Annotated in this window: 9 protein-coding genes; 5 read left to right on the top strand and 4 right to left on the bottom strand. The window is 50.4% G+C overall.

The window, feature by feature from the left end; genetic code table 11:
- The first annotated feature begins 128 nt into the window (after positions 1-128).
- On the top strand, positions 129-524 hold the full coding sequence (locus tag G491_RS0107895; RefSeq protein ID WP_028314209.1) for a hypothetical protein: 396 nt from the start codon (positions 129-131) through the stop codon (positions 522-524).
- An 89-nt stretch (positions 525-613) separates the two neighbouring features.
- Positions 614-862, top strand: a complete 249-nt coding sequence (locus G491_RS0107890; protein ID WP_012609925.1) for a hypothetical protein — start codon at positions 614-616, stop codon at positions 860-862.
- 10 nt (positions 863-872) lie between these two features.
- On the opposite strand, the gene G491_RS0107885 is transcribed toward G491_RS0107890, so the two are convergent.
- From G491_RS0107885 to smc, 4 genes are all read right to left on the bottom strand, one after another.
- The gene (locus G491_RS0107885) at positions 873-1,739 is read right to left on the bottom strand and encodes an ABC transporter permease (RefSeq protein ID WP_051327112.1); all 867 of its coding nucleotides are present in this window, start codon (positions 1,737-1,739) and stop codon (positions 873-875) included.
- Positions 1,740-1,907: 168 nt separating this feature from the next.
- Entirely contained in the window at positions 1,908-2,180 is a 273-nt protein-coding gene (locus G491_RS0107880; RefSeq protein ID WP_012609927.1) for an HU family DNA-binding protein, read from the bottom strand.
- 170 nt (positions 2,181-2,350) lie between these two features.
- On the bottom strand, positions 2,351-3,427 hold the full coding sequence (gene ftsY, locus G491_RS0107875; RefSeq protein WP_028314207.1) for a signal recognition particle-docking protein FtsY: 1,077 nt from the start codon (positions 3,425-3,427) through the stop codon (positions 2,351-2,353).
- Positions 3,424-6,999 carry a chromosome segregation protein SMC gene (smc, locus tag G491_RS0107870; protein WP_028314206.1) on the bottom strand — a complete coding sequence of 1,192 codons (3,576 nt, stop codon included), beginning with the start codon at positions 6,997-6,999 and terminating at the stop codon, positions 3,424-3,426. Before smc ends, ftsY begins: the two co-directional genes overlap by 4 nt.
- 553 nt (positions 7,000-7,552) lie before the next feature.
- Here smc and G491_RS33555 point away from each other — a divergent pair.
- The 3 genes from G491_RS33555 (at position 7,553) to G491_RS0107855 (ending at position 13,896) form a co-directional block, all read left to right on the top strand.
- Complete coding sequence (locus G491_RS33555) at positions 7,553-9,079, top strand: hypothetical protein (protein ID WP_051327111.1); 1,527 nt, start codon at positions 7,553-7,555, stop codon at positions 9,077-9,079.
- An 86-nt stretch (positions 9,080-9,165) separates the two neighbouring features.
- Positions 9,166-13,104 carry an anti-phage defense-associated sirtuin Dsr2 gene (gene dsr2 / locus G491_RS33550; RefSeq protein WP_028314205.1) on the top strand — a complete coding sequence of 1,313 codons (3,939 nt, stop codon included), beginning with the start codon at positions 9,166-9,168 and terminating at the stop codon, positions 13,102-13,104.
- A 225-nt stretch (positions 13,105-13,329) separates the two neighbouring features.
- A complete protein-coding gene (locus tag G491_RS0107855; protein ID WP_028314204.1) occupies positions 13,330-13,896 on the top strand; it encodes a hypothetical protein in 567 nt (188 codons plus the stop codon).
- Positions 13,897-13,934 lie beyond the last annotated feature (38 nt).

Raw genomic sequence — 13,934 nt, 5'->3', positions numbered from 1 at the left:
CGCTGATTAAAGCGATTTCCCATGTAATAAATCCATGCCCGAGCAAAACTATAAGGAAAGAATTGCCAAATCCTTTCTCATGTCCTATTTTTAGAAAACACAGAAACCTGTAGCCAAGAGGTGAGGACATGACCCAGGAAAACAACAAGGTGAGCAACCTAAGCAAAGTGACCTTATTGCTTGAGGCGGGAACCAGCGAGGACAATATGGATCTCACCCCGGGCAAGTGCCATTTTGAATTTATATTCGGCGTGGCTGTGGAGGGCATGACTCCGTTCGAATACCAATTGCTGGACAAGGAAGTTGGCGCCTCCGTTGTTTTACCCTTGCGCCAGTCCGAATTGGGAGATATTTTCGGACATATCGACGTTCCGTTGTTCCGTCAGATCGATGAAGGCTCTTTTTTCCTCAAATCCACCGTGGACAAGGTGGAGAAAGCGGAAGACCGCGAAATCGTCAAAGCCGTTGCCATGGCCGGCGGACACGGAGAAGCCTGCGGCTGCGGGTGCGGCTGTGGAGGATAATTTGACCAAGGCGCACAGCGCGCTATGATTAAACCGGCGGGGCGAACGTCCCGCCTTTTTTTTGTATCCAAAATGAAGAGGGGTGAACCATGAGCGACGACATTAGAATGTCTGTGGAAATGAGAACCGATTACGACTGTGAAGCCACGGGGTTTCCCGCTGAAAGATGGGGCGAAGCGGTTTTTACCATCGCCGAAGAGGAGATCGCCATTGAGGTGAGCGTGGAGGAAAAAATCACCGTGGCCATTATGGCGGGCGAAACGGGTAAGGAAGCCGTCTGGAAAGGCACCTTGGAGGGCTTAAAAAAGCTCCTGACAGGAGAAATCGCCGGGCGATAAGAGGCGTCGATTAAACCAAGTCCGGAAAGTCCTTTTTCCGAGCCGTAAAAAATGCGTAACCCGCCTGGCAGACAATCATGGACCCTATCCACGCCAGGAGCAGGGCCCAAATGCCGGGCGGGCGGCCCCATACCGCGGCGTTGCGAAAAGATTCCGTAATAAAGCACCATGGATTCAGCCAGGCTACCAAACGGTATGGTTCGGGAACGGCCGTGACCGGGTAGAAAATCGGGGTCAGAAAAAAGAGCATCAACAACCCGATGTTCACAATGTGGGCGGTGTCCCGCAAATAGACTCCCAGAGCGGCGATGAACCACGCCAGGCCGGTGCACATGAGGATAATCGGCGGATAAATCAGAGCTAACAACAGGACGGTCCCCGGAATGCTTCCTCGTATCAGCCAGGTTCCCGCAAGCAGGATGCACAGGCTGCAAAGAGACTGGACCAGAACCGCGCCTAAATTGGCCAATGGCAGGATTTCCAGGGGAAAAGCCGTTTTCCGGATATAGGTCCGGTAGGAAAAGACGGCGTTTGGCGCAGCCTGAAGGGTTTCGGATAGAAAATTAAACGGGATGAGTCCCGCGAAAAGGGCCAGGGCGAACTCGCTGTGGGACCCTGCGCCCTGGGGCCAGCGCGTTTGCAGGATTACGGAAAACACAAAGGTGTAAATGCCAAGCAAGGCCAGAGGATTCAATAGGGTCCAAAAAAATCCCAGGTGCGAACCTTTATAGCGGGCCGCCATTTGACGCCTGACCAGGGGCCTAAGCAGCCAGCGGGAGTTCCAAAGGCTTTTCGCCGTCTCCGCGGGATTTAGGCGGGACGCCAGACTGCGACTCTCCGCCGTAACAACGGTTATTTTTTCCGCTTGATTTTCCACCCCGTCCCCCTGGTTCTATCTACTTGAATTCAAAGGCCTTTAATTTTGCAGGTCCAAAAACAGACAGGTGAAAAGCGTCTGAGCGCAATTCACCTGTCTTGATTATACCGATACTGCAGTTTTTGCAAACATCTCTGGGTTGGCAATGCCTAAATTACGGAATCCTGGCTAGATGGATTCTTTCAAGGCCTTGCCGGGTTTGAATTTAACCGCATTGGAAGCTTTGATTTTGATGGGTTCGCCGGTTTGAGGGTTACGACCCTTGCGGGCTTTTCTGCGCACTTTGGAAAATGTGCCAAAGCCAACCAGAGTCAGTTTGCCGTCCTTTTTCTTAAGAGCCATTTTGACTCCTTCGGTAAAGGACTTGAGGGCCGCGGCCGCCTGGGCTTTCGTGATTTTGGCGTCTTTGGCCATCTTTTCGATCAGTTCGGGCTTCGTCATGTTTCTTCCCCCCTTTCGTAGTAAGAAAACGTGAAGTGGAACTAATGAAATACTGTACCTCTTGTGGAAATTTAGCAAATTTTAAACGCATTCAAAACGAATGTCAATCCCAAAATGCCGAAAAAGCCCGAAATTCGGGCTTTTTTGAATTTTGAACCCTATTAAAAGCCTTAAAACAGGGCTTTGATGAACTCCCTGGCTTCAAATTCCCTTAAATCTTCTGCTTTTTCACCCAATCCGATATATCGAATGGGAACGTCCATGTCGTGGCATATGGAAACCACAATGCCGCCTTTGGCCGTACCGTCCACCTTGGTCAGGATCATGCCCGTCACCCCGATCGCCTCGTGGAACAACTTGGCCTGGCTTACGGCGTTCTGCCCGGTATTGGCGTCAATGACCAGCCAGGTTTCATGAGGCGATCCCGGCAGGCTCTTGTGGCAGCTCCGGCGGATTTTCTTCAATTCTTCCATCAAGTTGACTTGGGTGTGGAGCCTGCCCGCCGTGTCGATAATCACCACGTCCATGCCCCGGGCTTCGGCGGCTGCCACGCCGTCATAAGCCACCGCCGCCGGATCGGAATTATCCCTGTGACGCACTATCTGGACGCCTGCACGTTCAGCCCAGATTTCCAACTGCTCCACGGCGGCCGCCCTGAATGTATCGGCCGCCACCAGCATGACCTTTTGGCCCTGCTTTTTGAAATTGGCGGCCAGCTTGCCGATGGTGGTGGTTTTGCCCACGCCGTTCACGCCCACGACCATGATGACCAGGGGCTTTTTGTTGGGCAGCTCCTTGTTTTCATGGACCGGCTTGATCAGGTCCAGCATGGCGTCTGTAAGGGCGGCCCGCAACTCTTTGGAATTGGTGATCTGCTTTTTGTTCACCTTTTCGGCGACGGGCTCCATCAGATCCATGACCGTGTTCACGCCCATGTCCGCCGTGATCAGCGTTTCTTCCAACTCCTCCAGGGAGTCTTCCGTCAACTCGGTTTTTGTAATGAAAAAATCTTCGATGGGAGTGTTGAGGACATCCCGGGTCTTGGCCAGCTTGTCCTTTAACCTGGCCCCCAAGCCAGCCTCCTGCCTGGGAGAAGCGGGGGGCGCATCCTCCTCGGCCGGAGCGGCCTCTTCAGCTCCGGCGATTGGTTCCTCCGCCTGGGCTTCGGGGGCTTCCTGTTCCGGATTTTTATCTTCGTTCGCCTCTTGGGCTTTTTCCGCCTTGTCTTTTTTTTTAAACCAACTCATGCCGCTTCCTGAGCTTTTTCCAGGTTGACCGACACCACTTTGGAGACGCCTTTGTTCTCCATGGTGATTCCATATAGGATGTCGGCGAATTCCATGGATTTCTTGTTATGGGTTACCATTACGATCTGGGATTTCTCCCCGATCAGCTTCAATAGTTCATTAAAACGCGAAACGTTGGCATCGTCAAGAGGCGCGTCAATCTCGTCCATAAGGCAGAAGGAGGCGGGCTTGATCAAAAAGATGGCAAACACAAAGGCGATGGCCGAAAGGGCCTTTTCACCGCCCGAAAGCAGGCTCATGCGGGTGATCTTTTTGCCCTGGGGCCGAATTTCGAATTCCACGCCGGTTTCCAGGGGCTTGTCCGGCTCGGACAGCTTGATTTCCGCAGAACCTCCGTGGAACAAACGCGGAAAAACCAGGGCCAGCTTCTCGTTGACCTTCTGGAAGGTCTCCATGAATTTTTTCTGGGTGAAGCGGTTGATTTTGCGGATGACCTTTTCCAACGACTCGATGGCGTGCATGAGATCGTCCCGCTGCTGAGTCAGGAATTCGTAACGCTCCTGCAGGGCCTCGTACTCGTTGATGGCGCCCAGGTGCACGTCGCCCATGCGGCCGATCTTCTGGCGCAGGTCGTCCATTTCCATGGCCGCTTCGTCCGCCAGCTTGGGATCGCTGACGTCGGGCAGGCCCTCGTCGTTCCTGGCCTGGGTCAAAGGACGGCCCAGCTTCTCCAGAATGCGGGAGGCCACGGCTTCCTGACGCACCTTGCGCTGGGACTGGGAAAGCTCCAGGTCCCGAACCTTTTCGCGATGGCTTTCCCGCTCGTTCTTAATCCTGGCCTGCATGGCGTCGCTTTCCTTCAGCGAATTCTCGATCTGCTGACGGGAGATTTCCACCTTCTCCAAGGCTTCCTTGGCCTGGGTCAATTCCGTATAAGCATCCGTAAGGCGGGATTCCAGCTCTTCGATTTTATCCGAAGACTGGCCCGAGGACGAACGCCGCCTAAGGGCTTCGCGCTCCGTATATTCCAGGCGCTTTTGGTTTTCCTCTTCAAACTCGGCCAACCGGACGTAAGTTTCCTTTTGGTTGTCCAGGCGGGCGGACAGGGCGCTTATTTCCACGCGAAGATCCGTGGTTTTTTCCGAAAAGCCGTCCAACTCGGCCTCGGCCTGCTCCACCTGGATGGCCGCCTGCTTAACCGCTTCTTCAGCCTGCTGGACCTCGTTTACAGCCTCGTCCACCAAGCCTTTATATTTGGACAACTCTTCTTCCGCGTCGTCTTCTTCGCCCATGAGCTGGTCCTGCTCCGAAATGACGATCTGATGATGCCGGGCCGCCAGCTTTGTGTCTTCTTTAAGGCGCGAGACTTCCTTTTGGGCTTCCATTTCCTCCCGGCCCAGATCCCGCAGGCCTTCCACCATCCTCTGGAGATCGGTTTCCAGGCCCCGGGTTTCCTTTTCCAGGGTTTCCTGGCTTTCCTTGGCCGTCTCCAATTCCTCTTCCAAAGAAGCGATGGTCTCTTCCAGCTGGGTCAACTGCTGCCTTTGGGCCAGGATGCCGGGACCGGAGTGTTCCTGCCCCCCCCCGACGATTCCCCGGGGAGAAACCAGCACCACGCCGTCCTTGGTGACCACGGTCAGATCATTGTAGCCGTTTTTCAATTCCACGGCCGCCTTGGCGTCCTCGGCCACCAGCACGTCGGAAAGCAGCGATTTGATCAGATGCCCGCATCCGTCGGCGGCCTCCACATGCTGAAGCAGGGAAGATGCATGATTCAAGGAGCCGGGGGTGAAGCCCGCATCCACCCAAGAGACGGGCATGAAGCCGGCCCGGCCTTTTTTGGCCTCGGCCAGGTGCTCCATGGCGTCCAGGGCGGTTTGCTTGTCCTTGACGATGACGAATTGCAGAGCCTCGCCCAAAGCCGCTTCCACGGCTTCTTCGTAGCCTGGCTCCGGCTTGACCACGTCGGCCAGCACGCCCAGAATCCGGGAATCCTCCTTGTTGGCTTCCTGATCCCAGGCGACCACCTCGCGCACGCCTTTTTGGAACCACTCCATGTTGCCTTCCATCCTTTTAAGGGCGCTCAACTGGGACTTGGACTTGCTGCGCTCCATGTCCAGGGTCTGGACTTTTCTCAACTGGTCGCCCAGCTCCGCACGCTTTTCCTCCAGGGCCTGTTCAATGTAGACCAACTCGCCCTTGACGGATTCGGCTTCCTCCAGGATGCCTTCCAGGTTTTCTTCCGCGTCGGCCAAAGCCCGCTTGGTTTCCTGCTCACGCTGGCCGGCCCGGACCACTTCTTCGGAAAGCTGGCGGAGCCTGCGGGCGATATCCTGCTTGGTGTTGGCCGCGTTCTGGTAGATGTTGCTGTATTTGGCTTCGTTTCCCAAAAGCTGGGTCAGGCGGGATTTTTCCTCTTCCAACGCCGCCTTGTACCGGGCCAGATTTTGCCTGACGCTCGTGACAGCCTGTTCGTCGTCCGTCAAAAGGGCCTTGGTCTGCTCCAGGTCCCGGGCCGCTTTTTCCATGTCTTCGCGGCACTGGCTCCTGTCCTGGACGATGCGCTCCTGCTTTTCGCGAAGCCCGGCCAACTGGGATTCCAGTTCTCCGGCCTCCTGAGCCAAACGGGAGGACTCGGTCTTGGCGTATTGGAGATCCTTCTCCATCCGGTCCACCTGGCGCTGGAGCTCAAAGCACCGGATTTCCTTTTTATTCACGTCCTCCGCCATGGAGGCGCGTTCCTGGCGGATCTCCTCCATGGCCGCGTCCAGCTTGCTCAACTGGGTGACGTGGGATATTTCCTGGTCCTTCAACTCCTGGAGCAGCCGGTGAGTTTCGGAAATTCTCTGGGTGTACCGGTCGAATTCCAACGCAGCCAGGGCAATGTCTATTTTTTCAATGCGCTTTTTGTATTCCTTGTACCGTTCCGCCTTTTTGGCCTGACGGCTCAGGGAGGCCATGTTGCGCTCCACTTCCGTAATGATGTCCATGACGCGCAACAGGTTGGTGCGGGTGCTCTTGATTTTGGACTGAGCTTCCTTTTTTCGGGCCTTATATCGGGTGATGCCCGCCGCTTCCTCAATAAAAATCCGCCGTTCGTCCGGGCCAGCCTCAGTGATGGCGCCCAGGTTGCCCTGCTGGATCACCGCGTAAGTGCCGGCGCCGATCCCGCTGCCCATGAGCAGATTCTGGATGTCCTTAAGGCGGCAGGGCTGCTTGTTGATGAAATACCCGCGTTCGCCCGACCTGTACAAACGGCGGGTCACCATGATTTCGGAAAAGTCGCGATACTCCTCCGGGCAACTGCCATTATCGTTGGCGAAGGTTATGGAAACCTCGGCCATGTTGACCGGCGGGCGGCTTTTGGAACCCGAAAAAATGACATCCTCCATGGATTTCCCGCGAAGCTGCCTGGCTCGCTGCTCCCCGGTGACCCACTGGATGGCGTCCACGATATTACTCTTGCCGCAGCCGTTCGGCCCCACAACCGCCGACACTCCTCCCGGAAAGGGAATGGTCGTCTTGTCAGGAAAGGACTTGAAACCGCAAAGTTCAAGCTGCTTGAGTTTCATGGAATTTCCACGCTCCTTGAATGGAAACTTGCCGTAATCTCTTCGATGTATTGCAACCGCGGCCGCCTCGCCCCCTTTTTCAGGTTCGGGCCCGCAGTTTATTAGAATGACGCACGGATTTTAAGGACGCCCCCGGCTGATTTTGCCGAGCCCCCTTTAATTTCTTTGGATACTATGGCGCATTTACTATGCAAGTGATGTCCTATTTATCAGAGCTTAGGGCCCTTGTAAAGGAAAAAACACAACAGAGGGTGTTTTGAAAATATTTACTCTACTATATGTGGTGTTTTGATAAGCCTTAGCAATTGGGCTTGGAATTCCAGTCAAGACAGTGGGTTGGAGGTATCGCCGGTTTAAAAAAGGGCCGGCGGGGTAAAAAAAACCGATGGCCATATTTTTCCGCACAGTCTTTTGACTGTAAGCCTGGCGGACGGCTTGCCGTTTATTTATGCTCCGTGCTATATGTTGGAAAAATGTTAAAGCAACACCCTAGGTAGAAAGTTCGAATTGCTGGTTCCCGCCTTTAATGCATAGCAAGGAGAAGATTCCGCACATGGAGCAAGACCGCTTTACTCTGTTGTTCTCCGGTCAGGTCGCCGCTGGCCGTGCGCCCCAGGAAGTTAAAGATAACCTCGCTAAAATGTTCAGGATGACCCCTGACCGCGCAAACAAACTGTTCAGCGGTAAAACGGTTGTCATCAAAAGAGGCTTAACCGCGGAAGAGGCCATGAAATATCAATTGGCCTTTGAAAAGGCCGGCGCCATATGCAGGCTTGCCGCGGAAGCAGGGCAGGCGCCCAAACAGCAGGCGCCGGTTAATGCGGCGCCGGAGCCCATCAAACCCGCGCCCAGGCCTTCGGCGCCCCCTGTTACAAACGCAGAGGACGTGGAGGAGAGCGAGGATGGGGAGGAGGATAGCTCTCTGGAGAAAGAGGAAATTCTCGCCAAGGCCAAAAAGTTGTACATCCTGTTTGACGAAGCCTATGACCGGGCCTTAAAAAAGGATAATGCGGAAAGAAGCGCCAACATCAATGTGGGCATCGGCATCGTGTTTTTGGCGCTTGTGGTCGCGGTCTGGTATTTCACTTCCTTAAAATGGTATTGGGCGCTCCTGATGATTGTGGTTATTTTGGGCGTCATGGGGCTTGCCATTGATTCCGCCGGCGCCAAATTCGTCCGCGGCATTCTGGAGCCTGTCATGAAGCAATGGGATGACAAGGCCCTGGTTCTCGCCGCGTTTGAAAGGTGGAAGGAGTATGTGGGGGACTCGCCCATAAAGGACCAGTTCGGCATGGTCGCCCAGGCTTTGGAAAAGGAAAATCCCCGTTTTAGAAGCCGGTTGAAGAAGTACAGAAAAATTCTGGCGCCGAAAAAGAAAAAGAAGCCTGCTCAGGAACAGGCGCCGCCCCTTGCGGCGGCCGCTCCCGCCGCACCCGCGGCCGCCCGACCTGCCCAATCTGGCGGGAAAGGCTCCCGGCAAGCGCCTGAAGCCCATGAACCTTTCCAATCTGCGCCGCAGGAGGCCCTTAAAGCCCGGCCGTCCCCCGCTGCCCCCCCGGCGCCCCGGCCTCCTCAGGAAGACCCTCTATACAATGAGATACGTTTGCACCTGAGCGAACTGCTGGGCGGGAAAGCGTCCAAACTTACCATGGACGCGCCTTTGCCCTTGCATGCCAACCCCATGATTGCAAAAACCCAGTTGGAAAGCATCCTGGAGGGCATGGAATCTATTTATTCCATTGTCCTGCCCTATAACGCCCAAGAGGGAATGTCCACAGTTGGGGATGTGGTCCGGGCCGTTCACGAAGAAATGGAAGCGGAAGGAAAGTTGGAATCCCATGATTCACCGGTCACCGTAAACAAGCGCGGAGAGCCCGAATACATAAAACCCGAAAAGCCCGGCTGCAGGCATATTATGGGAGGCGTCATCGGTTTTTTGATCGCGGGAGTCTTCGTGGTGCCGCTGGTCCAGGCGGGCGCCAAGGCCGCCGGCCTGTCCGGGGACTGGCCCTGGATCGTCGCCATGATCGCGGGCGTCTCCGCCTGGGGCGCCATCGCCGCCATGATCCGCGGGGAATAAGTTTGTTTTGATATATCGTCTTTGTTGTGTATAATAGATTCTATCCTTAAAAACATCAAAAATTTTATATTAAGGTGGGGTCTGTTATGGACGAATCCAAATTTGAATCTATTCCAGAGAATATTAAACCTTATTTAAATGAAATTGCTGACCGCCTACAGTCCGAACAAGCCGCTGTTATGGTCGGTGCAGGGTTTAGTAAAAACGCCACGCCAAACAGCCCTGCATGCTCAGGATTTCCAGATTGGAACGAGTTAGGAGATACCTTCTATTTAAAGGCTCGCGGTAAGAAGGTGGACTATGAACAACGATACCTCAATGCCATGCGTTTGGCGGGAGAGGTGCAGGCGACATTAGGAAGACCCGCCCTAAATGAATTATTAAAAAAATCCATTCCGGATGAAGAATATGAGCCTTCCAACCTTCATAAGATGTTGCTAGAACTACGATGGACAGATATTTTTACCACTAATTACGATACATTACTTGAAAGGGCTCGTGCTCTGGTCCCTCTGAAAAAGTATGATTTAGTGGTCAACAAAGAAGACTTAATTAATGCAAATAAACCACGAATAATCAAATTACATGGCAGCTTTCCTTCTGAAAGACCGTTTGTCATTACAGAGGAAGATTACAGACGATATCCTACAGACTATGCTCCATTTGTAAACACAGTCCAGCAATCGCTATTGGAAAACACCCTTTGTCTTATCGGGTTCTCCGGGGATGATCCGAATTTTCTGCAATGGATAGGCTGGATCCGGGACAATCTTGGTCCCAAAAATACACCCAAGATTTATTTGGTAGGGGTTCTTAATTTATCAGAAGCACAAAAAAGGCTTCTCTGTGAACGCGATATTGTGGCCGTTGATTTATCTCAATGCCCTGAAGTTCATGGTGATTATCAAAAAGGACTGAAGTTTTTTTTAAATTTTCTCAGCCGTAGGCAAACGGAAGATGACCCTCTGGAATGGCCAAGGGACCCCAAGTTTATGTTTGCCGATTCTAAGAAAAATAAGGTTGAACAATTGAATGAAGTCTTGCCCGTATGGCAAACTCAACGTCTGTATTATCCAGGTTGGGTAATAGTCCCAGAAGATAATCGAAAATCCCTTTGGATTTATACTAATAGCTGGATTAAATTGATTCCCAAGAATGATGAACTCCCTGGCTTTATGGATTTGGAATATGCTTACGAGTTAAATTGGAGAATGGAAAAATGTCTTTGCCCCCTAAATGACTCACAAGCTGAATTTTTTCAAAATATTTTGAATAAATATATGGAACGATATTTATTGAATAACTCTAAAGTCACATTGCCAATACCGTCATCTTCAGATGCTGATTGTTTTTCAGAACGAGTATTGAACAAAAGTGAAATTGAAGATAGGTGGTTCAGTCTTTCCATATCTGTTATGCGCTTTTATCGTGAAGAGGGTTTAATAAACGAATGGAGTGATACCGAGAGGACCATGCAAAGATTAGCAGGGCGATTATCTCCAGAGCAAATTGCTTGCTTGGGTTATGAATGCTGTCTTTTTGCCTTATCTATATTGGACATTCCTGAATTAAAAAAAAGGTTGAGTGACTGGCCCATCAATGAGTCTTTGCCATTCTTTGAAGTTAAAAGAGCGGCTTTATTGATCGAAATTGGGGAAACAAGTAATGCTAAAGAGATTATTGAATCATCTTTAAAAAGAACTAGAAGTCTGCTTAATCAAAAACCAATATCAGATGACTATTCTTTGGCTTCTCAAGAATCCATTGTTATGCTTATCTATGACCAACTTAAATCGGCGCTTGATTTTAGTTATGATAATGAACCACCAACTGCTGATGAGGAGGAATTGGCAAGAGAACTATTTCTATTGTATCGAAATGATCAACAGAAAGCACAAGGAAACGAAGATATTTCAAAATCAATTCTTGTAAACCCAAAATATGATTTTGACCACATTACCCCTGAGAGTGAATGGGAATCTTTGAAAGCAGATTCAGTATGTTCCCCCAAATCGTATTACGATCATTGGATTCGTAAAGCAAAACATGAAATCAGAAAGCGAGAAAAGAGAGAAGCAAGAAAGCGTCGGAATGACCTAAAAAAATACCGTTGTGATCCTAAATATGAATTAAAAATATTTGATATTGGCTTGCAGGAAAGACCTATAGAAAAGCCTGCTCAATATTCAAAAAAATATTTTGATATTGGAGTCAGTGTTCCTATGATTCGTTTTAGGGGGGAGTCTCCTGAAATATTGGATGCATATGCTTTTCTAAGATTTTGTGAAGATACAGGTATTCCATTTAAAATTAGGAATATGTCCGTTGCAACGACAAGTGCAGCAGAAGCATTGCATCGTGTCTCCAAATACTCACCCTATTGGGGACAGTCTATCATGATGCGCCTTGGTGATGACAAGGCCATAGAAAGGCTTTTTAGCAGGGATGTCCTCCATGATATGCGCGTATCTGTAATTAATAGTTATATAGATAGATACTTAGAGTCTTTTAAAAATAATATGGATGAATTTCAGAAAGGAACTCCTCTTGCGTTACTTCTCCCGCGAATGGTGCCGGAAATACTATCTCGTTTATGTTGTAAATGCTCTACTGAGTCAAAGCACAGAATTTTTGATTTCTTGTTGCGTGTTTATCAGTCCAATCATAAAAACAAGTATTCTGGGGTAAGGAGTCTTTTGGATAGGCTCTTGAGTTCATTTTCGATTCGAGAAAGATATAGCTTAATTCCAAAATTACTGGATTTCCCCATACCAACAAATATTGATTCTTATCAGGAGCGTGATTTTCTTCATCCTTTCCTTTTTCTTCACGTCGAGAAGGGTGTGAATATTGTCAACAAGGCAATTCCGGTTTCAAAAGAGCGTATCACATCTTTAATTGATGGAGTTTCGTCTTTGGACACAAGTGAAAGGAAATGGGCAATCTGTTCTTTGAAGGGATTGTATGACTTGCATTTGCTTGAGCCTGAGCAAGAGAATTATTTTTCTAAGGCTTTATGGGAAAGGGTTGATGACACCGGCTTTCCAGTAGATACGGGCCTTTTTAAATTTGTTCATTTGATACTTCCTTACCCTAAAAATACTGATGTCGTATCTCTTTTTAAAGAGTATGTCCAAGGAGCTTCATTTTCGGTTCAAGGATCTGCGGGGGGCAGTATTACTATTGTCGGTTGGAATTGTCCACTGTGTTCAGAACTCCTTGGGGCTAAAGGACATATCCAATGGACAGAAGAAGAAATATTATCCATTTTTTATCGTCTTGTGGAGTGGTGGGATGCTGACAAAGATTATCTCAAGACAGATGACAAACCTACTCTTTTTGGGTCAAAAGCCAGTGAATTTACATATCGTTTTAAAAAGTTGATGGATGTTCTTGTAGCTGTTATCTCGCCCAATATATCTTCTGACATTAGTAAAGAAATTTCAACTGAACTTTCACGGGTAATCAAGGAAATGGGCGAGTACGATTTGTCAACCCTGCGGTTGGAAAGCGCTTTTGCACATGTCCTCAATCAACCATTGGAAGAGTTATTCGCAAAAATATATGGCGCATTAGTTTCTTCCAATCAGGAAGTCGTCATAGACGGATTGAAAGCAGTTCTTGCCATTTTTGAAAACTTAGAATTGAATGGAATTGAAGAATCTGATCTATTCGATCTATTACGGTTATTGGGTCAAATGGTCCTATGGCGAAAAAATACGGCGCTATTTTCCGCCTTGACAGCAGTGCGAGGCATTGTGGCTGACAGCCCTGGCTTTTTTTCCGGCGCGTTTGAAATAGACGTGCTGACAGGGTTGGAAAACATTGCCTCAGATCCTATTGATGACTACCTGGACTTTGCAGACTGGCTGGCTATTCGCAGAGAGGCTGCTAGTTTGGCCTATTGCCTTTACTCCAATTACATTAAGCAGGAAAACGAAGTTCCTCCTCAGATTATCCAGTGGCAAGAAATTTGTCGTTCCGAAGACGAGTTTGCCGAAATTCAAAATCAGTGGCTGGAATAAATACGACAACCTATCCGTTCCTCTTTTATCTATAAATGGGTTGCACGCCAATAGCCGCCCATGTAATATGGGGGCGACTTATGATTAATAGGCTAAGATCATGCTATTTTTTCAGATGGTTGTGGAGTAATAGGCCATGGCCGGGGACGGCCGGGACCTTAGCGGCCGTCTGCTTTCCTGCATGATCTGCAAACAAGCAACCGCTTAATAAATGATGGATAGCGCATGAAACCCTGGTTGATAGTAGGCGGCCTGTTCGCCGCCGGTTTGATCCTGGCTTATGTTTTGGGAAAAACCATCGTCATCGCCCTCATAGGGGGCGCTGCGGGCGGCTTGGCCGGCGCTCTGATCGCATGGTTTCTTAAGGGCAAGGATGCGGTCCAGCCCGCTCCGGAGCCCCAGGCTCCGGTTGACCCCACCGTACCCCTGATGCAGGGGCTGGTGATTTTGAACGTCAACATCCGGGAGCAGGCGATTCCCTCCCAGGCTTTGGAAGCCGTGGAGCGAATCATCGACAAGCTCCGGGACCTTCTGCCTCAAATGAACTCGGACTACAAAGGCAACGACCTGACCTGGGAGGTCAACCGCTCCGCCGAGGACTACCTGTTCCGCATCGTAAAACCCTACATGGCCCTGAATCCAGCGGACCGTCAGGACAAGCTGGACGAATTTCTCCAAGGCCTGGGCGCCATGGAAACCGCACTGGATGAAGTCCTGGACGTGGTTCGGAACCACAAGCAGGGCGAGTTCTCGGTCAAGGCCAAGTTCCTGAACGCCCGTTTTGCAAGATAACGGGGAAAACCAGTTTTTTACAGCGACAGTTTTAACAA

Origin of the sequence: Desulfatibacillum aliphaticivorans DSM 15576 (assembly GCF_000429905.1) — a bacterium.
GTDB classification, from domain to species: domain Bacteria; phylum Desulfobacterota; class Desulfobacteria; order Desulfobacterales; family Desulfatibacillaceae; genus Desulfatibacillum; species Desulfatibacillum aliphaticivorans.
The sequence above is the reverse complement of the archived record's forward strand: the minus strand, read 5'-3'. Positions and strand labels throughout refer to the sequence as shown.